Below are 22494 nucleotides of genomic sequence, written 5' to 3'. Positions count from 1 at the left end.
CTTTCCCCGCATGACTTCGCATTCCACCGATCTGCACGATCTGAGCGTCACCGCGCTCGCCGAACAGCTGCGCACCCGCCAGGTTTCCGCCGTCGAGACCGCCCAGCACTTTCTGAACCGCGCCAAGGCGCAGCATACGCTGGGTGCCTATGTGGCGCTCAACGAAGAAGCCACACTCGCCCAGGCCCGCGCCGCCGATGCGCAGCTGGCCACGGGCAATGCGGGCACGCTGACCGGTGTGCCCATCGCCCACAAGGACATCTTCGTCACGCGCGACTTCCCCACCACGGCCGGCTCGAAGATGCTCGCCGGCTACCAGTCGCCGTTCGACGCGACCGTGGTCACGCGCCTGGCCGAAGCCGGCGCCGTGACGCTGGGCAAGCTCAACTGCGACGAATTCGCGATGGGCTCGGCCAACGAAAACTCGGCCGTCGCGCCCATAGGCTTCGATGCCCCCGCGCCGGTGCGCAACCCCTGGGACCTGTCGCGCGTTCCCGGCGGCTCGTCGGGCGGCTCGGCCGTGGCCGTGGCCGCGCGCCTGGCGCCGGCCGTGACCGGCACCGACACCGGCGGCTCGATCCGCCAGCCCGCATCGTTCTGCGGCATCACGGGCATCAAGCCCACCTACGGCCGCGCTTCGCGCTACGGCATGATCGCTTTCGCGTCGAGCCTGGACCAGGCCGGCCCGATGGCGCGCAGCGCCGAAGACTGCGCGCTGCTGCTCAGCGCCATGTGCGGCCCCGATCTGGACCGTGACTCCACGTCGCTGGACCGCCCGGTCGAGAACTTCGGCGCCACGCTGAACAACGACATCGCGGGCCTGCGCATAGGCGTGCCCGAAGAATTCTTCGGCGACGGCCTGTCGGCCGACGTGCGCGCGGCCGTGGACGCCGCGCTGCAGGAATACGTGAAGCTGGGCGCCAAGCTCGTGCCCATCCAGCTGCCGCGCACCGAGCTGTCGATTCCCGTCTATTACATCCTGGCCCCGGCCGAGGCGTCGTCCAACCTGTCGCGCTTCGACGGCGTGAAGTTCGGCCACCGCGCCAAGGACTACGCCGACCTGGTCGACATGTACAAGAAGACGCGCGCCCAGGGCTTCGGCGACGAAGTCAAGCGCCGCATCATGATCGGCGCCTATGTGCTCAGCGAAGGCTACTACGACGCCTACTACCTGCAGGCGCAGAAGATCCGCCGCATGATCGCCGACGACTTCCAGGCCGCGTTCCAGCACTGCGACGTGATCGCCGGCCCGGCCGCGCCCACGGTGGCCTGGGAGCTGGGCGCCAAGAGCGACCCGCTGGCCAACTACCTGGCCGACATCTACACGCTGCCCGCATCGCTCGCCGGCCTGCCCGGCCTGAGCCTGCCCGCGGGCTTCGGCGCCGGCGGCATGCCCGTGGGCCTGCAGCTCATCGGCAACTACTTCCGCGAAGGCCAGCTGCTCAACGCCGCCCACCGCTTCCAGCAAGCCACCGACTTCCACCTGCGCCAACCGGCCGGCCTGGCCCTGTAATCACGCGGGAGAACCACTTACCCATGACTGCCAAACTCATTCACGGCTACGAAGTCGTCATCGGCTTCGAAACCCATACCCAGCTCGCGACCCAGTCGAAGATCTTCAGCCGCGCGGCCACGGCCTTCGGCGCCGAGCCCAACACCCAGGCCTGCGCCGTCGACCTGGCCCTGCCCGGCACGCTGCCGGTGATGAACAAGAAGGCCGTCGAATGCGCCATCAAGCTCGGCCTGGCGCTGGGCTCGAAGATCGCGCCGCGCAGCATCTTCGCGCGCAAGAACTACTTCTACCCCGATCTGCCCAAGGGCTACCAGATCAGCCAGTTTGAAATTCCCGTGGTGCAGGGCGGCGAAGTGTCGTTCTTCCTCGGCGAGGAAAAGAAGACCGTGCGCCTGGAACGTGCCCATCTGGAAGAAGACGCGGGCAAGTCGCTGCACGAAGACTTCATCGGCCAGTCGGGCATCGACCTGAACCGCGCCGGCACGCCGCTGCTCGAAATCGTCACCCAGCCCGACATGCGCTCGACCGAAGAGGCCGTGGCATATGCGCGCGAGCTGCACAAGATCGTGACCTGGATAGGCATCTGCGACGGCAACATGCAGGAAGGCAGTTTCCGCTGCGACGCCAACGTCTCCGTGCGCAAGCCCGGCGGCCCGTTGGGCACGCGCCGTGAAATCAAGAACCTCAACAGCTTCAAGAACATGCAGCAGGCGATCGACTACGAGATCCGCTGGCAGATCGAGGAGATCGAGGACGGCCGCACCATCCAGCAGGCCACCGTGCTGTTCAACCCCGACACGGGCGAAACCCGGTCCATGCGCACCAAGGAAGACGCGGCCGATTACCGCTACTTCCCCGACCCCGACCTGCCGCCGCTCGTCGTCGCGCAAAGCTGGGTCGACGAAGTGCGCGCCGGCATGCCCGAGCTGCCGCGCCAGCGCGCCGCGCGCTTTGTCGCCGACTACGGTCTGCCCGAGTACGACGCGACCACGCTGACGCAAAGCCAGGACATGGCCAGCTATTTCGAAGCCGTGGCCAAGGCCTGCGGCCAGGCCAAGCTGGCGTCGAACTGGATCATGGGTGAAATCTCGCGCCGCCTGAACACCGAGGAAATCGGCATTGCCGACGCCAAGGTGGGCAGCGCCCAACTGGCGACGCTGATCGGCCGCATCTCCGACGGCACGATCAGCAACAACGCCGCGCGCCAGGTGTTCGAGACGCTGTGGGACGGCGAAGCCAGCGACGTTGATGCTGTCATCGAAGCCAAGGGCCTCAAGCAGATGAACGACAGCGGTGCGCTCGAAGCCATCATTGACGAAGTCATCGCCGCCAACCCCGGCAACGTCGAGCAATACCGCGCCGGCAAGGACAAGGCGTTCAACGCGCTGGTCGGCCAGGTGATGAAAGCCTCCAAGGGCAAGGCCAACCCCGGCCAAGTCAACGACCTGCTCAAGGCAAAACTCGCCTGAGTTCCCGCGCCCGCACCCTGCTTGCCAGGGCCGCGGGCGCCGCTTTTCCGGGCCGCGCCTTGCGGCGTGGCCCCGTAGTCATGCAATCTCTCACGCGCATCCTGGGCAGCTGGGGCCCGCTGGCCCAGCGCCCTTCGGGCGGCGAACTGCTGCACAGCTCGCTGGGCGCGGCCCTGGGCCTGGCGCTGTCCGGGCTGCTGGTCTGGCTCGGTGCGGCCGACAAGCTGCTGTTCCTGTTCGCGCCGCTGGGCGCGAGCGCCGTGCTGGTGTTCGCCGTGCCCAACAGCCCGCTGGCCCAGCCCTGGCCGGCGATCATGGGCAATACGCTGTCGGCGCTGTGGGCCTTGCTGCTGCTCGCCGCCCTGCCCCACCTTCCCAGTCCCTGGCCCGAAGCCCTGGCCGTGGGCGGCGCCATCGCCGTGATGCTGCTGTGCCGCGCGCTGCACCCGCCGGGTGGGGCGATGGCCTTGCTGGTCGTGCTGGCCGCGGCCAAGCTGGTGCCGCTGGGCTGGCATCTGATCGCCACGGTCTTTCTGCTGACGCTGGCACTGGTGCTGGCCGGCGTTTTCTACCACCGCGCGACGCGCCGCACCTATCCGCTGCGCCGCACGCCGCCCGCACAGGCGCGCCAGCCGACTGCGGGCCGGCTGGCGCTGAGCAACGACGATCTCGCGGCGCTGCTCACGCGCTTCGACCAGTCGTACAACCTGAGCCCCGATGATCTGGGCGAACTGCTGGCCGCGGCCGAAGAGCAGGCGATACAGCGGCGCTTCGCGGCCGTGACCTGCGGCGAAGTCATGTCGGCCCAGCTGCTGACCGTCGCGCCCACGGATTCGCTGGAAACCGTCGCCGATCTGTTCCACCGTCATCTGGTCAAGAGCCTGCCCGTTGTAGGACCGCAAGGCGAACTGCTGGGCCTGCTGCTGCGCTCCGACCTGTTCGACTGGCTCTGGGAAGGCCACCGGCGCAGCCGCTGGCGTCAACTGCTGCGCCCGCGCACGCCCGCGGCCACCGTGCGCAAGCTGATGCGCGCGCCCGAGATCTGCGTGCAGGAAGCCACGCCGCTGGGCGAACTGCTGGGCACGCTGGCCCGGCACACCGTGGCCTTCATTCCCGTGCTGCGCGGCAACCAGCTCGCAGGTCTGATCACGCGCACCGACGTGATCCGCGCGCTGCTGAAACTGCGCTAGGCCCGACCGACGTTACCCCCCAGGTAACGTGACAAGCAACGTAACGCCGCGGCGCATCGCGCGTCGCGGCGCTTGCGATACGCCAATGAAATCAACCACTTAGCGAACCAACGGAGTACGGGGATGCGCCGATATCGGGTGGCATGGATGTTGCGAAGTTGTATGCGAATCAGGAAAACCGGAATTTTTCGTTCGCGCCACCGCTTTACGTTCAGCTATCAGGAGCCTCCGTATGTCCGCACTCTTCGCCCCCAACCACCTCACCCAACAGAGCATGTGGACGCCCGGCCTGGACCCGGAGGCCATGGAAGGCCCGGCCTCCGTGCCCGAAGCGCGTCTGGCGGGCGTGCGTGAACGGGCGATCTGCTACGCCCTGAGCCGCCATGTGCCTGACATGGCGCATGGCTTCGTGGTGTCCGTCAACCAGCGCCATTGGCAGGTCAGCGGCGATCTGGCGATTCGCATCGCGTCGCTGATACGCGAAGCGCTCATGGACGAACTGGCCAAGACCGAATAGCTACACGGCCGTGTCAGCACGGTCCCTGGGCAAAGCTCCCAAGATTCTGGCAATCCGATAACCTCGATGAGGTTGCGGCCTTCTGGACCATCGCCCGCGTTCCCCGGCGTAAGTGGATGCCGCGTCCGCCGATCCAGGCCTCCCGGCCTTGCGCGCAGTGACCTACACTATGCGAATGCAGCGGCCTGCAGGTCGCAACGGGTTTGATTGCGTTGACAGAAAGGGATACCGCCATGAGTACCACCATTGCCCAGCTCGATCTCGACAAGCTCCGTCACATCGTGCAGAAGTTTGACGCCTCCTCGTTCACTGCCGCCGGCATCGCCAGCGAGTACAGCCAGGGCGCGGCCTCCGAAGAAGAGGTTGCGCTGATCGAGGAACAGCTCCAGCGCCACGCTTCGGTGCTGGGAATCCACGCGCTGCCCGCACAAGGCAGCGCCAGCGCCACGGTCTGGCGTACGGTTTAAACCCCCAAGCCCCCCGGCTTGCACCCAATGGGTCGCCGCCCAGCGCCGCGACCCTTCCCCTTTTTCCCCAGGATCCCCCTTTTCTATGCCCTCTTTGGATTTCAAGCTTGAGAAAAAGCTCTTTCGCCAGTTCTACGACCAGCACCTCGATACGCTGGACGAGGCCAAGGAGACTTTTGCGGCGCTCGCTCGCTCGTTGCTCAAGCAGGTCCCGGGACTGCAGCTGTCTAAGATCGAAGCGCGCGTCAAGGACAGGGAAGAGTGCATCCACAAGTTCCAGAGCAAATACCTGCTGGCGCTCGAAGCCGCGCAGCAGCCCTATACGATCCAGGAGCATGTGACCGACCTGATCGGCCTGCGCATCGTGTGCCTCTACGAAGATGAAGTGCACCGCATCAAGAAAGTGCTGTCCGAGCATTTCGAAGTCATAGACACCACCGACAAGTCGGCCTCGCTCGAAAGCACTGAAGGCGAGTTCGGCTACAAGGGCCTGCACCTGGACCTGCGCCTGGGCGCGGCGCGCCGCAGCCTGCCCGAGTACGCGTCCTATGCCGACTCGCGCGTCGAAGTGCAGATTCGCACCATCATCCAGGACTCGTGGAGCGTGCTCGATCACCAGATCAAGTACAAGAAATCGATTCCCGGCAGCCTCAAGCGCCGCATCAACACGCTGGCCGCGCTGTTCGAGCTCGCCGACCGCGAATTCCGCGAAATCCGCGACGCCACCGCGCAGGAACTGGCCGAGGCCGAAAGCCCCAACGCCTACCTCGAGCTCGAGGCCGAGGAGGAGCCCAGCGCCCCGCCGCCGCGTTCCAGCGATACTTCCCACGACGAAGATGGCTCCACGCCCGCGCTCGCCAGCGCGCCGTCTGCCACGCGCGGCCAGCAGCTCGATGCGTTCGGCTTTCTGCGCATCGCCAACCACTTCTTCAACGGCTTCGAGTTTGCGCCGCACAAGGTCGACAGCTTCACCCAGGAAATCAACAGTTTCCGCCCCGGCCTCACGCGCACCGGCTTCAACCAGAGCATGCGCACGCACATCAGCACCGTCAAGGATTACAAGAAGCAGTTCGAACTGCTGCACCCTGGCGACGCCATGGGGCCGTATGAAATGATTCGCCACTGCATGTACCTCAGCGACAAGCGCAGCTTCCAGCACCTGCTGGGTGCCGACATGCGTCAGGCGTTCGAGCGCTGGCTGGCAACCCAGCAACCGGATACTGCGCCGGCGCATTGAAGTGCCCGCCCGAGCGTGGACGCTGCGCCAGCGTTTATGCTCTTGCCCCATGGATTGGTCTGAATACCCTTTTGCCCGGCTCTATGCCTCCGTGCTGGCCGCGCTTTTCATCACGCTGGCCGCCGTCTGGCGCGTGCAGCGCGCGGCCTCGGCCGTGCTCGCCGATTCGCCGCAGGGGCGCACGGCGCGGCGGCTTGCCTGGAGCTATGCCATGGGCGCGCTGGTCTGGTGGGGCTATGCCGCCTATTCGGGCTATGGACGGTTTCTGACCGACGCGGCGCTGGCGCAGCTGATGAGCACCGATACGCTGGTGTCGTTGGCGCTGTTCATCGGCGCGATCGCCTGGGGCGGGGCATTCATGCTGCAGCTGGTGCTGCGCCTGCTCAAGACAGAACAGCAGCGCGGCAAGCGCAGCCCGCGCTGAAAGCAACTCAGGGCGGAGACGCCCACAGCTGGCGCAGCTGTGCGAGTTCGGCGTCGAAGCGCTGGTTCAGACGGCGTTTTTCCTGCTCCTGGGCCGCGAGATAGCGCTGCTGTTCGGCCAGGGCCTCGTCGCTTTGCGTGAGCTGGCGGCGCAGCGTCGCCGGCGCGCGCGCCGGTTCCTTGGCGTAGAACTCCATTTCGGCGTCGAGCTTGCGGCGCTCGGTGCGCAGATCGTCCACACGCCGGTGCGCCAGCGCCGATACATCGTCGATCTGGGCGATCGCCGCCGCGCGTTCTGCATCGTGCGCGGCCTGGTCGGGATAGCGGTAGGCCAGTGCGCGCTGGCGTCGGATTTCGTCCTTGGCGCGCTGCTCGGCCTGCAATTGCTGGCGGCGCTGCGCGGCCTGGGCTTCGCGCTCGGCCTCGGTCAGTGTCGGGCCCAGGCGAGCGCGCTCCACGCCCGAAGGTCCCAACAGACGCTGTTCACGATCGACGCAGGCGGCAATCGGGCGGTCGGCGGTCAGCCGCCGGCCCTGGGCATCAGTACAGCTGTAAATGCCGGCTTCCGGCGGATTGGCCGCCATTGCCGCAGCCGCCACCAAAGCGGACGCCAGCCCCAGGAAACTCGCGATGATGGACACCCACTGCATGAACCGGATTAACCTTTGTCGTTGACTCCATAGCGTTGGCGATAAGCCAGTACGCGCGCATGGTGTTCCTGCATGGATTGTCCTGCATCACCGCTGCCTTGGTCCAGATAAAGCAATAAATCGGCCAGGTTGGCGATGGTGCACACCTGCATGCCCAGCTGATTGCGTACATACTGCACCGCGCTGTGCGGCACGTCCTGGCCGTTCTCGGTGGCCATTTCCTGGCGGTCCAGTGCAATCGCCACGCCATGGGGAATCGCACCCGCGGCCTGGATCAGCGCGATCGATTCGCGCGCCGCCGTGCCCGCCGACATCACGTCGTCGATGATCAGTACCCGGCCCTTGAGCGGGGCGCCGACCAGGCTGCCGCCCTCGCCATGGTCCTTGGCTTCCTTGCGGTTATAGGCAAACGGCACATTGCGGCCCTGGCGCGCGAGTTCCACGGCGACGGTCGCGGCCAGCGGAATGCCCTTGTAGGCCGGGCCAAAGACCATGTCGAACTCGACGCCGCTGGCGATGATCGCTTTTGCATAGAATTCTGCAAGCCGGCCCATTTTGGCGCCGTCATCGAACAGGCCCGCGTTGAAGAAATACGGGCTCATGCGCCCGGCCTTGGTCTTGAATTCGCCAAAGCGCAGCACGCCTGCGTCCACGGCAAACCGTACAAATTCCAGCGCCAAAAGATTCTTGTCGTCCTGACGCGCGTCACCTATCACCATTGGATCCATCCTTGTTCAAATTAACCAGCCTCAACCTCAACGGCATCCGCTCCGCCACGACCAAAGGCGTCGAGTCCTGGATCGCGGCCACTGCGCCGGATTGTATTTGCGTGCAGGAAGTCAAGGCCCAGGCCGCTGATATAGCCGGGCGCTTCGAAGTGCTCGCCGGTTTGCGCGGGCACTTCCATTTTGCCGAGAAAAAGGGGTATTCGGGCGTCGGCGTCTACAGCCGGCATGAACCCAGCGACGTGGTGATCGGCTTCGGCTCGCCCGAATTCGACGCCGAAGGCCGCTATGTCGAAACGCGTTTCGACACCCCGACGCGCAAGCTGTCGATCATCAGCTCGTACTTTCCCAGCGGCTCGTCGGGCGAACTGCGCCAGGGCGCGAAGTTCCGCTTTCTCGCCGAAATGCACCTGCACCTGATGCGCATGAAGGGCGAGCGCGAGTTCATTCTGTGCGGCGACATCAACATCGCCCACCAGAACAACGACCTCAAGAACTGGCGCAGCAACCAGAAAAACAGCGGCTTCACGCCCGAGGAACGCAGCTGGATGACAACTTTGTTGCACACAAGCGAGCCTACCGGCGGCCTGATTGACGTTTACCGTCACCTTTGCCCCGACACCACCGACGCTTGCTACACCTGGTGGAGCAACCGCGGCCAGGCCTATGCGAACAATGTGGGATGGCGCCTGGATTACCACCTCGCAACGCCAGCCATGGCCGCGCTGGCGCGCGCCGAGCACATCTACAAGGATGTGAAGTTCTCGGACCACGCGCCTATCACGGTGGATTACGACTTCACGCTGTAGTCGCAGGTCGCAGAATCACGGCGGCCCAAAAAAGCAGAATCGGGCAGGCATGGAAGACAAACGGGCAGACGCCGGTGAGCGCTACTGCCTATCGTTGAGGAATAGATCCATCAACGAAAGCTTCCATGAGCCTCCTCATCTACGGCGCTGCCGGCTACACGGGCAGCATGATCGCGCGGCACGCGCGCGCCAGCGGCCTCGACATCGTCCTGGGCGGACGCGACGCGGCAAAGCTGGCACCGCTGGCCGCTGAACTCGGCGTGCCGTATCGCGTCTTTCAGGCAGACACCGACGCCGCAGTTCAGGCACTGAACGGTGCCCATGTACTGCTGAACTGCGCCGGACCCTTCGCGCAGACCGCCGAGCCGCTGATGCGCGCCTGCATCGCGGCGGGCGTCCATTACCTCGACATCACCGCCGAGATCGGCGTCTACCGCCTGGCCGAGCGCCTAGGCGCCGAAGCCGAAAAAGCGCGCGCCATGCTGCTGCCGGGCGTGGGCTGGGACGTGGTGCCAACCGATTGCCTTGCCGTGCAATTGGCGGCCCGCGTGGCGCGCCCGACAGCGCTGCGCATCGCGCTGCAGGTCGCAGGGTCCATGTCGCGGGGGTCGGCCGTCAGCGCCGGGGAGATCATGGCCGCGGGCCTGCTCGCGCGCGTGGCGGGCGAACTCGTGCCCACGCCCAACGCCCAGCCGCGCGCCTTCGACTTCGGCCAGGGCCCGGTGGCGTGCGCGCCCTTGTCCTTTGGCGATCTCGTCACGGCCTGGCGCTCCACCGGCATTGCGGACATCGCCATGTTCGTGAACGTGACCGGCGACGCCTTTCCGACCGGCGATCTGGCCGCGCTGCCGGCCGGCCCTAGCGCGCAGGAACGCGCCGCGCAGCCGGCGCGCGCGGTCGTCGAAGTCACGGGCGCGGACGGCGCGACCCTCCGGGCCGTGATCGAGACCGTGAACGGCTATTCGTACACGCCGCTGGCCGCCGTGGAAGCCGCGCGCCGGGTGCTGGACGGCAGCGCCCGCCCCGGTTTCGAGACGCCGGCGCGCGTATTCGGCCCGGGCTTCGCGCAGGCGATTCCCGGAACGCGCGTCATCGAACTCGCGTAAGCCTGCGGCTGCACTGGCTGCAGGGCCGTGCGCCATCCACCTTCGATCTGGAAACCCCAATGACCAACCTTCAACTGATCTCCGACCAACTCGCCGTGGCGGACACGCTTTACCGCTTCGCGGCCGGCATAGACCTGAAAGACCCGGGCCTGCTGGCCTCGGCCTTTGCCGAAGACGCGATCTCCGACTTCCGGCCCGCGGCCGCCAAGGCCGGCTTCGACTACCCCGTGCTTACGGGGCGCGACACCATCGTCGCCGCGCTGTCGAACTCGCTGACCGCCTTCGACACCACTCACTCCGTCAGCAACCCCCGCGTGAGCGTGGACGGCGACAAGGCGCATCTGGACGCGCTGGTCGAGGCGCAGCATGTGCCCCGCGCCGATCACTCGCGCCACTATCTGATGAAGAACCGCTACGACGTCGACCTGGTGCGCCAGGGCGACATGTGGGTGATCCAGCGCGTGACGATAGACAACGTCTGGCGTTCAGGCGACCCGAGCGTGCTGGCCGGGGTCTAGACCGTAGGCACCGTGCCGCCGTCGATCAGATGCTCAGAGCCCGAGATCGACCCCGCGCGCGGTGACACCAGAAAGGTGATCAGGTCGGCGACTTCCTGCGGCCTAGCCGGCCGGCCCAGCGGAATGCCGCCCAGCGACTGCATGATGATGCGCTTGCCGCCCTCGTAGTCGGTGCCTGAATCGCGCGCCAGGCGTTCGGCCAGCGCGACCGATGCTTCGGTCTCCACCCAGCCCGGCGAGACGCGCAGCACGCGCACGCCCTGGGGCGTCACCTCCTTCGACAAGGCCTTGCTGTAGGTCGACAGGGCGGCCTTGGCCGCCGCATAGGCCGTGGTCGACTCGGGCAGCGGCAGCAGGCGCTGGATGGAGCTGACATGCACGATCACGCCCGCGCCCTGCGCCAGCATCGCGGGCAGCAGCGCGCGGTCCAGGCGCACGGCCGGCATGAGGTTCTGGTTCAGCTCCTCGAACCAGCGCGCATCATCGAGCGCCGCAAAGCCGCCGCCCGGCGCGCTCGAGCCGCCCAGCACATTGACCAGAATGTCGACCCCGCCCCAGCGTTCCTGCACTGCACGCGCCACTTCGGCCGCGCCCTGGGCCGTCGACAGGTCGGCCGCCACATGCCACACGCCTTCAGCAGATTGCGCGGGCACGGAGCGCGCCGTGGCCATCACCTGCACGCCCGCGGCGCGCAGACCTTGCACCACGGCCGCGCCCACGCCCTTGGTGCCGCCCGTGACCAGCGCCCGCCGGCCTTGTAGTTGCAGATCGAAGCTCATGCCGTGATCTCCAGCGACGCAATCAGGCCGCGCTCGAGCGCAAAGCGATAGCGCAGATCGACGGGGCTGCCCGGAAAGTTGCCGGACACGCGCGCGCGCACCACTTGCAAACCCGCATCGCGCTCCACAGACAGCGGCTGCGTCGTATAGGTGTACTTGGTCGATACCGCGGCCTTCCAGGCCTGGATCTCGGCCAGGCCGGTATGGGTATGGCCTTCGTCCTTGACGCTGGCCTGCGCAGTGAAACAGCGCGCAAAGGCTTCGGGGGTTTGCTGTTCGGCCACGAAGTAGGCGGCAATCGGTTCGGGAAGATTCAGGGAACGCATGGTGAAGACTCCTTGGTGGCGAAGACCTCAGGATGCGCGCCGCAGAGAAATTAGAGAATCTTCTAGAATCCGCATGAGCCATGTAGCTGGGAATACAGAATGCGCGGATCGGAATTCACCGAACTCAAAGCCTTTGTCGCGGTGGTCGAGCGCGCGAGCTTTGCGCGCGCCGCCGAGCATCTGGGGCTTTCGCCTTCGGCGCTGAGCCAGACCATAAGGCTGCTCGAAGCCCGGCTGGGCACGCGGCTGCTCAATCGCACCACGCGCAGCGTCGCGCCCACCGTCGCCGGGGAGCAGTTGCACGCGCGCATCGCACCGCTTTTCAGGGACATGGCCCAGGCCGTGGCCGAAGCCAGCGCGGCGGCCGGCAAGACCGGCGGAACGCTGCGCATCAACACGCTGGGCATGGCCGCGCGCCAGCTCATCGCGCCGCGGCTGGGGCGCTTCCATCGCGCGCACCCGGAAGTGGCGCTCGACATCGTCGTCAACGACGGCCTCAGCGACATCGTAGCCGGCCGCTTCGACGCGGGCATACGCGTGGGCGCGCGGCTGGAAAAAGACATGATCGCCGTGCGCCTGACGCCGGACGTGAAGATGGTGGCCGTGGCCTCGCCCGACTACCTCGCGCGCCGCAGCACACCGCAATCGCCCGCGGACCTGCAGGCCCACGCCTGCATCAACTGGCGGCTGCAGGCCGATGGGCGCGCCTACCGCTGGGAGTTCGAGAAGAAAGGCCAGCGCATCGAAGTGGAGGTGCAGGGCCCGCTGGTCACCAATCATTCGGACATCGGCGTCGCCGCTGCATTGCAAGGCCTTGGCATTGCCTATGCGTTCGATCGCGAGCAGGTCGATGCGCATCTCGCGCAAGGGCAGCTGGTGCAGATCCTGGCCGACTGGGCCATCACCCGACCGGGGCTGTTTCTGTACCACCCCAGCCGGCGCCACGCGCCCGCCGCGCTGCGCGCCTTCATCGACTGCCTGCGGGACCAGGACCTGCGCGTGGAATGAATGCAGCGGGTCAGATGTTGTAGCCGCCCGCCACTTCGATGTTCTGCGCGTTGACCCAGCCGTAGTCGGCGGACAGCAGGCTGGCGATGACGCGGCCGACATCGTCGGGCGCGCCTATGCGGCCCAGCGCGGTCTGTCCGGCAAGCAGGGTCTCGAACTCCGGCATCTGATCAAAGGCGCCGCTGGTCATGTCGGTGCGTATCGCGCCTGGAGAGATCGAGTTGGCGCGAATGCGGCGCGCGCCGAACTCCTTGGCCATATAGCGCGTGAGCACTTCGAGCCCGCCCTTGAACGCCGCATAAGGCGCGGCGCCCGGCGTCGCCACGCGCGTCGTCGCGCTGGTCAGGTTGATGATCTGGCCGCCATCGGCCATCAGGGGCAGCAGCGCCTGGGTCAGAAAGAACGGTCCCTTGAGATGCACGTTCAGCAGGCCGTCGAATTCGGCTTCGGTCACCGATTCGATGGCATTGAAAGCGCCGTAGCCGGCGTTGTTCACCAGCGCGTCGAAGCGATCCCGGCCCCAGGTGGCGGCAAGTGCCGCGGCGACGCGGTCGCGAAAATCGGCGAACGAAGCGACCTGGCCGACGTCGAGCGCCAGCGCCACGGCCTTGCCGCCGCCGGCCTCGATCTGGCGCACGACTTGCTCGGCACCCGCGGCATGGCTGTTGTAGGTGACGATGACGCCCATGCCGCGCTGTGCGGCCTGGAGGGCGGTGCTGGCTCCGAGACCGCGGCTGGCGCCGGTGATGATGGCGATGGACATGTGTTTTCTCCGTTCGGTATGTGAAGCCTGAACGATAGATTCCGCTGCGGCTGCAGGCCTGCCCGTTCCTGCCTCAAGCCTGCCTGATCCTGCTTTCGCGCTTGCGCCATGGCGCGGATTGGGGTCTGATGCAGTCCATGGAAGAACAACTCAAGGAACTGCGCGCCCTGGCCGCGCCAAGGGCCAGGAACCGCTTCACCGAAACCGGCATTCCGCGCGTGGCCATGGTGCAGGGCAAGATTCCCGAGCACGAGCTGAGCGCGGTCTACGACCCCATGGTCAACCTGATTCTGCAGGGCAGCAAGTCGATGACCATAGGCGATCGCACGCTGCACTACTGCCCGGCGAACTACTTCGTCATGTCGGTCGACCTGCCCGCGGTCGGCACCGTATGGCCGTCGGCCAGCGGCGAACCTTACCTCGCCGTGGCCTTGACGCTGCAGCCCGCGGTGCTTGCCGCGTTGATCGCCGACTTGCCCAAACCCGCCGCCAGCGGCAAGTCCGGCGAAGCCGGCTTCTCGGTCGCCGCCGTGACCGAAGACCTGATGGATGCCTGGGTGCGCATGCTGCGCCTGATGGAGCGCCCGGCCGACATCGCGGCGCTGGCGCCGGTCTACGAGCGCGAAATTCTCTACCGAGTATTGCAGGGGCCGCAGGGTGCCATGCTGCGCGACATCGCCATGCCCGACAGCGCGCTGGGCCGCATCAGCCTCGCGATCCAGTGGATACGCCGCGACTTCGCCCAGCCCCTGCGCGTCGAGGCGCTGGCACAGAAGGCCGCCATGAGCGTGTCGGCATTCCACCGGCATTTCAAGGCCGTGACGGCGCTGAGCCCGGTGCAGTACCAGAAGCGCATCCGCCTGCTGCAGGCGCGCACGCTGCTGGTGGTGGGCGGCCAGAGCGTGACCCGCGCCGCGTTCGAGGTGGGCTATGAAAGCGCGACCCAGTTCAGCCGCGAATACGCGCGCGCGTTCGGCCTGCCGCCGGGGCGCGACGCGCAGCAGCTCATGGCGAAGTACGCGGCGCCCGAACGCTAGGAAACGCCGCCCAGGCCCCAGCCCAGCGCCTTGTAGAGCGCGATCACATGCAGGTAGGAAGCGGTCTCGGCCTGGGCGACTTCCTGGCGCAGCGCCGACAGGCTGCGCTGGTTTTCAAGCACCGCGAGATAGCTGCCCGCGCCCGCTTCGTAGCGGCGCGTGGCGATCGCCAGCGCGCGCTCGGCGTGCACCGCAGACTGCAGCAGCGCGGACAGCTGCTGCTGGTGGCGGCCCAGCTGCGTGACCGCGTTCTCCACATCTTCCTGGGCCTGCAGCAGCGACTGCTCGTAGCGCGCCAGCGCGCCTTCCGACTGCGCGCTCGCGCCGCGCAGCTGGGCACGCGCGCTGCCCATGCGCAGGGCCGGCCAGGTCAGGCCCGGCGACAGCGCGAAGGCCTGCGTGCCCAGGCCCGCGTCGGCGCCGCGCAGCGCGAAGAAGCCGATGAAACCGCCGAGATCGAGCCGCGGATACAGCGCGGCCGTGGCCGCGCCCACGTCTTCGGTGCTGGCCGCGAGCAGGCGCTCGGCGCGCACCACGTCGGGCCGCTGGCGTATCAGCTGATCGACATCGCCCAGCGGCAGCTGCCTGGCCAGCGGCGCGGGCGCGAGCGTCTGCGCGGCGATCGGGTGCTGGCCAGGCCGCTGGCCGGTCAGCACATCGAGCCGGAACCGCGCCTGATCGCGTGCCGTCGCCAGCGGTGCCAGCGCGGCCTCGCTGCGCGCAAGTTCTGCGCGCGCGCTTTCCACCGCGTCGGGTGCGCCGTTGCCGGCCGCGCGGCGCGACTGCAGCAGCGCCAGCGTGGCGCGCCAGCTGTCGGCCTGGCCCTGGGCCAGCGCGAGCCGGCGCTGCAGGCCCTGGGCTTCGTAGTGGTGGCGCGCGACATCGGCGGCCACGGTGAGCCGCACCAGCGCGAAATCGGCCTGGGCCGCGTCGGCGCGCGCCTGGGCCGATTGCGCCAGATGGCCCAGGCGGCCGAACAGGTCGATCTCCCAGGCCACATCAAAGCCCGCGCGCCAGCTTGCGGACAGGCTGCGCTGCGGCACGCCGCCCGTGCCCGCGGCTTGCTCGCTGCTGCGCTGGTAACCCGCCTGGGCCGTGACCGCGGGAGTGCGCTCTAGCTGCTGCTGATCGAACACGGCGCGCGAAACGCGCAGACTCGCCTGTGCCTGGCGAATGTCGTGGTTGTGCGCGAGCGCGCGTTCTATCGCCTGGGCCAGCACGGCGTCGTCGAGAAAAGTCCACCACGGCGCCTGCAGCGCGGCGTCGCTGAACGCGCTTTTTTGCGTGCTGGCGAGCGTGATGGGCGCGACTTCGGGTGGGGCGTACTTCGGGCCCACGGCACAGCCCGCGACCAGGACGCAAAGCAGGACCATCGCCCGCAGGCTGGCACGTTGGAGTTTGTTTTTCATGGCGGTCTTCTCAAGGTGCGGCAGGCGCGGACAGATCGGCATCGGCCAGCTGCCGGTTGCGCGGCGTGGCGGCGCTGGCCGCATGGTTGCGCGCGAGCAGCGAGTAGACGGTGGGCAGAACGAACAGCGTGAACGCCGTGCCGACCAACATGCCGCAGACGATCACCACGCCCAGCCCGAAGCGGCTGCTCGCGCCCGCGCCCGAGGCGAACAGCAGCGGCACCAGACCGAACACCATGGCCGCGGTGGTCATCAAAATGGGCCGCAGCCGGATCTGCGCGGCGCGGCGTATCGCCGCGTTGCGCTCCAGGCCTTCTGCGGCCTGCAGTTCGTTGGCGAACTCGACCATCAGAATGCCGTGCTTGCTGATCAGGCCGATCAGCGTCACCAGGCCGATCTGGGTGTAGATGTTGAGCGTCGCCAGGCCCATGGCCAGCGGAATCAGCGCGCCGCAGATCGACAGCGGAACGGTGATCAGAATGATCAGCGGATCGACCAGGCTTTCGTACTGCGCGGCCAGCACCAGGTAGATGATGACCAGCGCCGCGAGAAACGCGAACACCAGCGCATTGCCTTCCTGCGTGTACTGGCGTGCGTCGGATTGCCAGTCGTGGCTGAAGCCCGCGGGCAGCTCGCGCGCGACGCTGTCGAGGAACGCCACGGCCTGGCCCAGCGATACGCCGGGCGCGGGAATCGCCTGGAAAGTCGCGGCGTTCTGCTGGTTGAACTGCGTGAGCCGGTTGGGCTCCACTTGCATGGACACCTGCACCACGGTGGACAGCGGCACCAGCGTCTGGTCCTGGGTGCGCACGAACTGGCGCGCCAGCGCCTGCGGCGTGAGCCGCTGCTCGCGCAGGCTTTGCGGAATCACGTCGTAGGCGCGCCCATCCATGGCGAAGCGGTTGAGATAGTTCTCGCCGACCAGCACCGCCAGCGACTCGCCTATGTCCTGCATGCGCAGGCCCAGGCTCGCGGCCTTGGCGCGGTCTATGCGCACCTGCACCACGGGCTTGTTGTAGTCGAGGTCGCTGTCGACGACCACGAACAGGCCGCTGGCGCGCGCGCGCTGCTTGATCTCCTCCATGGTCTGGAACAGCGCGTCATGGCCCTGGGCGCTGCGCAACACCATCTGCACGGGCAGTCCGCCGGTGGAGCCCGGCAGCGCGGCCATCTGGAACACGAAGATGCTCGTGCCTTCGACATCGCCCACCGCGGCCTGCAGATCGGCCTGGACCTGGGCCGCGGAGCGCTCACGCTCGCCCCAGGGCGAAAGGTTGATGCCGCCTATGCTCGACGCCGGGCCGTCGCTGCCGTTGATGATCCAGCGGCCCACGGTTTCGGGAATGCGCTGGTAGACCGCGTCGAGCTGGTCGGCGAAACGCTCCACATAGTCGAGGCTCGCATGCTCGGGCGCCTTGATCGCGGTCAGCACGCTGGCCTGGTCTTCGGCGGGCGCGAGTTCGCGCTGCGGCAGTTGGTAGAGAAAAGGCAGGCTCGCGAACACCAGCAGCGCCACGCCGCCCGTGAGCCAGCGGTGGCGCAGCGAAAAGCCCAGCGCCGCGCCGTAGCGCCGAGTGAGACCGCCGAAGAAACGCTCGGCCGCGTGCGCCATGCGCCCTTCGTTCTGCGCGGGCGGCAGCAGGAACGAGCTCATCACCGGCGACAGCGTGAGCGCGACCACGCCCGAGACCACCACGGCGCCGGCCAGCGTCAGCGCGAACTCCTTGAACAGCGCGCCCGTGAGCCCGCCCATCAAGCCGATGGGCGCATAGACCGCGGCCAGCGTGATGGTCATGGCGATCACCGGCCCCGCGACTTCGCGCGCGCCTATCAGCGCCGCGGCCACGGGCGTGCGGCCGGCTTCGATATGCCGGTGCACGTTCTCCACGACCACGATGGCGTCGTCGACCACCAGGCCGATCGCGAGCACCATCGCCAGCAAGGTCAACAAATTGACGCTGAAGCCGAAGGCCAGCATCAGCCCGGCAGCGCCCAGCATCGACAACGGAATCGTGGCCACGGGAATCAGCACCGCGCGCATGGAGCCCAGGCACAGGTAGATCACGACCACGACGATCAGCAGCGCTTCGAGCAGCGTGTGCATCACTTCGGTGATCGAGGCCTCGATGAAGCGCGCGGTCTCGAAGGCCAGATCGACTTTCACGCCCGGGGGCAGCGTCTTGCGGATCTCGGGCAGCAGCTTCTTGATGCCGGCGACGATCACCAGCGGATTGCCCGCGGGCGTGGGCTGCAGGCCCAGGTGCACGGCGGGCACGCCGTCCATCTGCGCGCTGCTGTCGGTGCTGGCCGCGCCCAGCTCCACCGTGGCCACATCCTTGAGCCGCACCAGGCCCGCGCCGTCGCTGCGCACCACCATGTCGCGAAAGCCTTCGACGCTGCTCAGGTCGCTGTCTACGCGCACGTTGGACACCACGTACTGGCCCTTCACCTTGCCCGGCGCGGCCTGGTAGTTGTTGCGCCGCACGGCCTCGGCGACATCGGCCGCCGTGAGCCCGCGTCCCGCGAGCCGGTCGGCGTCCAGCCACAGCCGCATCGCCAGGCGCTGGCCGCCAAAGACTTCCACCTTGGCCACGCCGTCGATGGTCGCGAACATGGGCTCGACCACGCGCGCGAGGTAGTCGGTCAGCGCGGGCATGGACAGCGTGTCGCTGGAGAAACCGACATAGGCCACGGCCGTGGACTCGCCCGATGAACGCTCGATCACCGGGTCATAGGCCTGCTCGGGCAGCTTGTAGCGCACCTGGTTGACCTTGGCCATGACTTCGGTCAGCGCCTGGGTCGAGTCGCGGTTGAGTTCCATGCGTGCCGTGACCACGCTGCGGCCCTGCACCGATGACGACGACAGGTAGTCTATGCCTTCGACCGACGAGATCGCCTGCGCGATCGGCTGGGTCACGAAGCCCTGCATCAGCTCCGACGACGCGCCCGGGTACTCGGTCGACACGGTGATGGTCGAGCTTTCGAGCATCGGATACTGGCGTATCGGCAGGCGCTCGAGCGCGAGCAGTCCCAGCAGCAGGATCAGGGTGCTCACCACCAGCGCCAGCACGGGCCGGCGCACGAAAAGGTCGGTGAACTTCATGTGCGCTCCTCGAGCGTATCGGCGACGGCCTCGACGGCCATGCCGTCGACCAGTTTCAATTGCCCCGAAGTGACGACCTTGTCGCCCGCGCTGAGCCCGGAGACGATCTGCACGCGACCGCCCTGGCGCGCGCCGGTCGTGACGGCGATGCGCTTAACGCTCAGCGCCTGCCCTTCGCCTGGCTGCGCGATGAACACCGTTTCGCCGTAGGCGGTGTAGGTGACCGCGGTCTCGGGCAGCGTGAGCGCCTGCCTGGCGTCGGGCCGCGCGACTTCGACCTGGGCGAACATGCCGGGGCGCAGCGCGCCGTCGGCGTTGCCCAGCGTGGCCTGCAGCTGCACCGTGCGCGAACGCGCGATCAGCGGATCGACGGCCGTGATGCGCGCGCTGAAACGCCGCTCGGGGTAGGCATCGATGCGCAGCGTGACCGCCTGGCCGGGCTTGAGTTGCGGGCTCGCCTGCTCATCGAGCGCGAAGTTGGCGTGCAGCGTGCGCGCATCGACCAGGCTCACCACGGCGTCGGCGGGGTTCAGGTACTGGCCTTCATGCACGCGGCGTATGCCCAGCACGCCCGCGAACGGCGCGCGTATGGCTTTCTGCGCGATCTGCGCTTCGGTATGGCGCAGCGCGCCCAGCGCCATGTCGCGCTCCATCGCGGCGTTGTCGACCTGCTCCTGCGTCGCGGCGTTGTCGGCGAGCAGATCGAGAGCGCGCGCATGCAGCGTCTGGGCATTGCGCGACTGGGCCAGCAGGCGCTGGCGCTCGGCCTGTTCGGGCGCGTCGTTGAGCTGCACCAGCAGCTGGCCGGCCTGCACGGACTGGCCCGATTCGAACGCGATCTTCGTCACCCGCCCCCCGACTTCGGCCGCGACCTGCACCTGGCGCGACGACTCGAGTTCGCCCACGCCCGAGAACACCTGGGCCAGGGTTTCGCGCTGCACCGTGGCCAGCGCGACCTTGGTCGCGGGCGGCGCCGCGGCCGCCGGGCTGGGCGCGGGCGCGGTGCTGTAGACGATGGTGGTGAATGCGAGCGCCGACAGGACGATCGTGAAGAAGAAAACGGTTTTCTTGCGCATGGTGATGGAGGCAGGCCGCCAGGGCCCGCGGCGTGTGGGAAAGGCCGGAGGCGGCGGCCCTGCTGCTGTCGGGCGACGCCACCTAATTTCAAAGTAATTGCTTGGATAATAGGTTTGACGCACGAATTAAGCAAGATATAACTTGGTTAATTAAATGGGCGTGGCCACGGCCTGGCGACGAAACACGGGAATGGAGGCGGCGCAGCGCGTGGGCAGGACGCCACACCGCGGGGAATGCGCGGCGCGGGCCCGGGCGTGGATGATAATAAGAACAATTCCCAACATGGTCGGACCGATACGCGGCCCGGCCGCCATGGACTCCCGGGTCGATACCGCCGTCATAGGGTGTGTTTTGCTAGAGCGCTACTACCGCGAACTGCTTCATTTTCTGCAGCGCCAGGTGAGCGACCGCGATACCGCGGCCGACCTGGCGCAGGAAAGCTACGCCCGCGTTCTGGCCGCCCAGCATTCGGGCCGCGCCATTCTCGATGTGCGCGCCCTGCTCTATCGCACCGCGCGCAACCTGCTGGTCGACAGCCACCGGCGCGCCGAAGTGCGCCGCCACGACGACCTCGACGCCATGCCCGACGCCCAGCAGCCGCCCGCGCCGCGGCATCTCCAGCCCGACGAGGCCCTGGCCTCGCAGCAAATACTGCGCGCCTATTCCGGCACCATCGACAGCCTGCCGCCGCGCTGCCGCGAAGCTTTCGTGCTGCATGTGTTCGACGATCTGAGCCATGCCCAGGTCGCGCAGAAGATGGGCATTTCGGTCAGCATGGTCGAGAAGCACATCGTGCGCGGCATGCTGGCCTGCAAGCTCTGCGAGCGCAACGTGCGCGAGCAGGACAGCCCCAGCGCGGCGCGCACGCCCGCGTAATGGCGCCCGCATCGGCGCGCGTGTGCGTCTATAGTCAAAGCAGCCGACGCTGGACCTTTTCATGAATCTGCCCATTTCCGATCGCCATGCCCTTGCCTCCGAGGCAGAGCACGCACAGGCGCGCGCGTTCGAGGCCTTCGCGCAGGAACAGGACGCGCTCGACATCGAAGCCGCGACCTGGGCCGCGCGCCGGCGCAACGGCCTCGACGCCCAGGGCCAGGCCGCGTTCGACGCCTGGCTCGCCGCCGCGCCCGCGCATGCCCGCGCGCTGCAAGACATGGAGGCCACGCTGGGCCAGGTGCGACAACTGGCCGCTGCCGATGTCGCGCAGCTGCGCCGCGGTTTCGAGGGGCGCTCCCGGCCGGCGCCCACGCCCGAGCGCCGCGGTTGGCGCGAGCGCCTGGGCCTGGGCCTGGGCACGCAGCGCACGCCATGGCTGGCGCACGCGGCCGTGGCGCTGCTGGTGGTGGTGGTCACGGGCGCGGGCTGGATGGGCGTGGACCACTGGCGCCAGCAGCCCACGTTCACGCAGGCGTTTTCGACCGAACGCGGCCAGCAGACCGTGGTCACGCTGCCCGACGACGCCGCCCAGGGCAGCACGCTGCAACTCGACACCTCGACGCGCCTGCAGGCCCGGCTGTTTCGCGACCGGCGCGAAGTGCAGCTGCAGGACGGCCAGGCACTGTTCTCCGTGCATTCCGACGCCAGTCGGCCGTTCCATGTGCGCGCCGGCAATCTGCAGATCACCGTGGTCGGCACCAAGTTCTCGGTGCGGCATACCGCGACGGGACTCGATGCGGGCCGCACCGTGGTCTCGGTCGAGGAAGGCCATGTGCGCGTCGCGCGCACCGACGCCGCGACCGAAGCGCCGGTCGAGCTGCTCGCCGGCCAGATGGTCACGGGCGACGACCACGGACCTATTGGCGCCGTGGCCCAGATTCCGCCTTCGGCGATCGCGCCCTGGCGCGCGGGCCGCGTGAGTTTCGACAACACGCCGCTGGCCCAGGCGTTGGCCGAGTTCGAGCGCTATCGCAGCACGGGCCTGGTGATCAACGACCCGGCCGTGGCCGAACTGCGCGTGGGCGGCAGCTACAACGTGCAGCATTTCGCGCGCTTTGTCGACAGCCTCGCGCTGATGCTGCCGGTGCGACTGGTGGCGCAGGGCGAGCAGCGCGAGATCGTTATGCGCCGGCCCTGAAATATTTTCGAAAATCGGCATTTTCGACCTGAGGTTTGCGCGCGCTGGCGCGTCTTCATAGGCAGGAACAGACACGCGCTTGCGCGAGCCGCGCCTGACAAGACCAACGACCGAGAACGACTCCATCCATGCCTGCCGCGCGCTTCAACCCTGCCCCATGGACGCTGGCGGCCGCCATCACCGCGGCGTTCGTCGCCTGTCTCGCGCTGCCGGCGCAGGCCCAGGGCGGCGCGGCTGCCGCCGGCTCCGCGCTGATTTCCATTCCGGCCCAGCCGCTGGGCCAGGCGCTCAATG

At 67.7% G+C, this 22494-nt stretch carries 22 protein-coding genes; 14 read left to right on the top strand and 8 right to left on the bottom strand.

The window, feature by feature from the left end:
- The first annotated feature begins 10 nt into the window (after window positions 1–10).
- The 7 genes from gatA (at window position 11) to KHY18_RS14945 (ending at window position 6817) form a co-directional block, all read left to right on the top strand.
- Window positions 11–1513, top strand: a complete 1503-nt coding sequence (gene gatA, locus KHY18_RS14975; RefSeq protein ID WP_213301340.1) for an Asp-tRNA(Asn)/Glu-tRNA(Gln) amidotransferase subunit GatA — start codon at window positions 11–13, stop codon at window positions 1511–1513.
- A 23-nt stretch (window positions 1514–1536) separates the two neighbouring features.
- Entirely contained in the window at window positions 1537–2982 is a 1446-nt protein-coding gene (gene gatB / locus KHY18_RS14970; RefSeq protein WP_213301337.1) for an Asp-tRNA(Asn)/Glu-tRNA(Gln) amidotransferase subunit GatB, read from the top strand.
- 80 nt (window positions 2983–3062) lie between these two features.
- Window positions 3063–4172, top strand: a complete 1110-nt coding sequence (locus KHY18_RS14965) for an HPP family protein (protein WP_213301334.1) — start codon at window positions 3063–3065, stop codon at window positions 4170–4172.
- 232 nt (window positions 4173–4404) lie between these two features.
- Window positions 4405–4689: a hypothetical protein gene (locus tag KHY18_RS14960; protein ID WP_213301331.1), complete on the top strand. Its 285-nt coding sequence runs from the start codon at window positions 4405–4407 to the stop codon at window positions 4687–4689.
- A gap of 233 nt (window positions 4690–4922) precedes the next feature.
- Window positions 4923–5156, top strand: a complete 234-nt coding sequence (locus KHY18_RS14955) for a hypothetical protein (RefSeq protein WP_213301328.1) — start codon at window positions 4923–4925, stop codon at window positions 5154–5156.
- Between the two features lie 85 nt (window positions 5157–5241).
- Window positions 5242–6393: a GTP pyrophosphokinase gene (locus KHY18_RS14950; protein ID WP_213301325.1), complete on the top strand. Its 1152-nt coding sequence runs from the start codon at window positions 5242–5244 to the stop codon at window positions 6391–6393.
- A gap of 49 nt (window positions 6394–6442) precedes the next feature.
- Window positions 6443–6817, top strand: a complete 375-nt coding sequence (locus KHY18_RS14945; RefSeq protein ID WP_213301322.1) for a hypothetical protein — start codon at window positions 6443–6445, stop codon at window positions 6815–6817.
- A 7-nt stretch (window positions 6818–6824) separates the two neighbouring features.
- Here KHY18_RS14945 and KHY18_RS14940 read toward each other — a convergent pair whose 3' ends face one another.
- Window positions 6825–7466, bottom strand: a complete 642-nt coding sequence (locus KHY18_RS14940; RefSeq protein ID WP_213301319.1) for a DUF4124 domain-containing protein — start codon at window positions 7464–7466, stop codon at window positions 6825–6827.
- Between the two features lie 8 nt (window positions 7467–7474).
- Window positions 7475–8185, bottom strand: coding sequence for an orotate phosphoribosyltransferase (pyrE, locus tag KHY18_RS14935; RefSeq protein ID WP_213301316.1), 711 nt, complete (start codon window positions 8183–8185; stop codon window positions 7475–7477).
- Between the two features lie 11 nt (window positions 8186–8196).
- On the opposite strand from pyrE, the gene KHY18_RS14930 reads away from it, so the two are divergent.
- The 3 genes from KHY18_RS14930 to KHY18_RS14920 all read left to right on the top strand — a co-directional run bounded on the left by KHY18_RS14930 (window position 8197) and on the right by KHY18_RS14920 (window position 10624).
- On the top strand, window positions 8197–9000 hold the full coding sequence (locus tag KHY18_RS14930) for an exodeoxyribonuclease III (RefSeq protein WP_213301313.1): 804 nt from the start codon (window positions 8197–8199) through the stop codon (window positions 8998–9000).
- A 125-nt stretch (window positions 9001–9125) separates the two neighbouring features.
- Window positions 9126–10106: a saccharopine dehydrogenase family protein gene (locus KHY18_RS14925; RefSeq protein WP_213301310.1), complete on the top strand. Its 981-nt coding sequence runs from the start codon at window positions 9126–9128 to the stop codon at window positions 10104–10106.
- Window positions 10107–10165: 59 nt separating this feature from the next.
- Complete coding sequence (locus KHY18_RS14920; RefSeq protein ID WP_213301307.1) at window positions 10166–10624, top strand: nuclear transport factor 2 family protein; 459 nt, start codon at window positions 10166–10168, stop codon at window positions 10622–10624.
- Here the strand turns inward: KHY18_RS14920 and KHY18_RS14915 are convergent.
- Window positions 10621–11403, bottom strand: coding sequence for an SDR family oxidoreductase (locus KHY18_RS14915; protein ID WP_213301305.1), 783 nt, complete (start codon window positions 11401–11403; stop codon window positions 10621–10623). The two genes, KHY18_RS14920 and KHY18_RS14915, sit on opposite strands and share 4 nt — an antisense overlap.
- Window positions 11400–11729 (bottom strand): nuclear transport factor 2 family protein, encoded by a 330-nt coding sequence (locus KHY18_RS14910; RefSeq protein WP_213301303.1) that lies wholly within the window; start codon window positions 11727–11729, stop codon window positions 11400–11402. Before KHY18_RS14910 ends, KHY18_RS14915 begins: the two co-directional genes overlap by 4 nt.
- Before the next feature lie 99 nt (window positions 11730–11828).
- Between KHY18_RS14910 and KHY18_RS14905 the strand changes: the two genes are divergently transcribed.
- Complete coding sequence (locus KHY18_RS14905; protein WP_213301301.1) at window positions 11829–12737, top strand: LysR family transcriptional regulator; 909 nt, start codon at window positions 11829–11831, stop codon at window positions 12735–12737.
- 10 nt (window positions 12738–12747) lie between these two features.
- Here the strand turns inward: KHY18_RS14905 and KHY18_RS14900 are convergent, their stop codons facing one another.
- Window positions 12748–13500 (bottom strand): SDR family NAD(P)-dependent oxidoreductase, encoded by a 753-nt coding sequence (locus KHY18_RS14900; RefSeq protein WP_213301298.1) that lies wholly within the window; start codon window positions 13498–13500, stop codon window positions 12748–12750.
- 128 nt (window positions 13501–13628) lie between these two features.
- Between KHY18_RS14900 and KHY18_RS14895 the strand changes: the two genes are divergently transcribed.
- Complete coding sequence (locus KHY18_RS14895; protein ID WP_249729143.1) at window positions 13629–14537, top strand: AraC family transcriptional regulator; 909 nt, start codon at window positions 13629–13631, stop codon at window positions 14535–14537.
- Here KHY18_RS14895 and KHY18_RS14890 read toward each other — a convergent pair.
- The 3 genes from KHY18_RS14890 to KHY18_RS14880 are packed head-to-tail and all read right to left on the bottom strand — an operon-like array spanning window position 14534 to window position 20125.
- Window positions 14534–15946, bottom strand: coding sequence for an efflux transporter outer membrane subunit (locus KHY18_RS14890; protein ID WP_213301295.1), 1413 nt, complete (start codon window positions 15944–15946; stop codon window positions 14534–14536). The two genes, KHY18_RS14895 and KHY18_RS14890, sit on opposite strands and share 4 nt — an antisense overlap.
- Before the next feature lie 10 nt (window positions 15947–15956).
- Entirely contained in the window at window positions 15957–19049 is a 3093-nt protein-coding gene (locus KHY18_RS14885) for a MexW/MexI family multidrug efflux RND transporter permease subunit (RefSeq protein ID WP_213301292.1), read from the bottom strand.
- The gene (locus KHY18_RS14880; RefSeq protein ID WP_213301289.1) at window positions 19046–20125 is read right to left on the bottom strand and encodes an efflux RND transporter periplasmic adaptor subunit; all 1080 of its coding nucleotides are present in this window, start codon (window positions 20123–20125) and stop codon (window positions 19046–19048) included. Before KHY18_RS14880 ends, KHY18_RS14885 begins: the two co-directional genes overlap by 4 nt.
- Window positions 20126–20408: 283 nt before the next feature.
- Here KHY18_RS14880 and KHY18_RS14875 point away from each other — a divergent pair, with 283 nt between their 5' ends.
- A complete protein-coding gene (locus KHY18_RS14875; RefSeq protein ID WP_502768964.1) occupies window positions 20409–21002 on the top strand; it encodes a sigma-70 family RNA polymerase sigma factor in 594 nt (197 codons plus the stop codon).
- Between the two features lie 61 nt (window positions 21003–21063).
- The gene (locus KHY18_RS14870; RefSeq protein ID WP_213301286.1) at window positions 21064–22200 is read left to right on the top strand and encodes a FecR family protein; all 1137 of its coding nucleotides are present in this window, start codon (window positions 21064–21066) and stop codon (window positions 22198–22200) included.
- Window positions 22201–22494: the final 294 nt, after the last annotated feature.

The sequence above is a fragment of the Acidovorax sp. CCYZU-2555 genome (assembly GCF_018413525.1).
Classification (GTDB): domain Bacteria; phylum Pseudomonadota; class Gammaproteobacteria; order Burkholderiales; family Burkholderiaceae_C; genus Comamonas.
The sequence above is the reverse complement of the archived record's forward strand: the minus strand, read 5'-3'. Positions and strand labels throughout refer to the sequence as shown.

Coding starts and splice junctions, on each gene's coding strand:
- KHY18_RS14950 (WP_213301325.1), top strand. CDS start 5,242: ATGCCCTCTTTGGATTTCAAGCTTGAGAAAAAGCTCTTTCGCCAGTTC.
- KHY18_RS14940 (WP_213301319.1), bottom strand. CDS start 7,466: ATGCAGTGGGTGTCCATCATCGCGAGTTTCCTGGGGCTGGCGTCCGCT.
- KHY18_RS14915 (WP_213301305.1), bottom strand. CDS start 11,403: ATGAGCTTCGATCTGCAACTACAAGGCCGGCGGGCGCTGGTCACGGGC.
- KHY18_RS14880 (WP_213301289.1), bottom strand. CDS start 20,125: ATGCGCAAGAAAACCGTTTTCTTCTTCACGATCGTCCTGTCGGCGCTC.
- KHY18_RS14960 (WP_213301331.1), top strand. CDS start 4,405: ATGTCCGCACTCTTCGCCCCCAACCACCTCACCCAACAGAGCATGTGG.
- KHY18_RS14875 (WP_502768964.1), top strand. CDS start 20,409: ATGGTCGGACCGATACGCGGCCCGGCCGCCATGGACTCCCGGGTCGAT.
- KHY18_RS14895 (WP_249729143.1), top strand. CDS start 13,629: ATGCAGTCCATGGAAGAACAACTCAAGGAACTGCGCGCCCTGGCCGCG.
- KHY18_RS14920 (WP_213301307.1), top strand. CDS start 10,166: ATGACCAACCTTCAACTGATCTCCGACCAACTCGCCGTGGCGGACACG.
- KHY18_RS14870 (WP_213301286.1), top strand. CDS start 21,064: ATGAATCTGCCCATTTCCGATCGCCATGCCCTTGCCTCCGAGGCAGAG.
- KHY18_RS14885 (WP_213301292.1), bottom strand. CDS start 19,049: ATGAAGTTCACCGACCTTTTCGTGCGCCGGCCCGTGCTGGCGCTGGTG.
- KHY18_RS14955 (WP_213301328.1), top strand. CDS start 4,923: ATGAGTACCACCATTGCCCAGCTCGATCTCGACAAGCTCCGTCACATC.
- gatB (WP_213301337.1), top strand. CDS start 1,537: ATGACTGCCAAACTCATTCACGGCTACGAAGTCGTCATCGGCTTCGAA.
- KHY18_RS14905 (WP_213301301.1), top strand. CDS start 11,829: ATGCGCGGATCGGAATTCACCGAACTCAAAGCCTTTGTCGCGGTGGTC.
- pyrE (WP_213301316.1), bottom strand. CDS start 8,185: ATGGTGATAGGTGACGCGCGTCAGGACGACAAGAATCTTTTGGCGCTG.
- KHY18_RS14945 (WP_213301322.1), top strand. CDS start 6,443: ATGGATTGGTCTGAATACCCTTTTGCCCGGCTCTATGCCTCCGTGCTG.
- KHY18_RS14910 (WP_213301303.1), bottom strand. CDS start 11,729: ATGCGTTCCCTGAATCTTCCCGAACCGATTGCCGCCTACTTCGTGGCC.
- KHY18_RS14925 (WP_213301310.1), top strand. CDS start 9,126: ATGAGCCTCCTCATCTACGGCGCTGCCGGCTACACGGGCAGCATGATC.
- KHY18_RS14890 (WP_213301295.1), bottom strand. CDS start 15,946: ATGAAAAACAAACTCCAACGTGCCAGCCTGCGGGCGATGGTCCTGCTT.
- KHY18_RS14965 (WP_213301334.1), top strand. CDS start 3,063: ATGCAATCTCTCACGCGCATCCTGGGCAGCTGGGGCCCGCTGGCCCAG.
- gatA (WP_213301340.1), top strand. CDS start 11: ATGACTTCGCATTCCACCGATCTGCACGATCTGAGCGTCACCGCGCTC.
- KHY18_RS14900 (WP_213301298.1), bottom strand. CDS start 13,500: ATGTCCATCGCCATCATCACCGGCGCCAGCCGCGGTCTCGGAGCCAGC.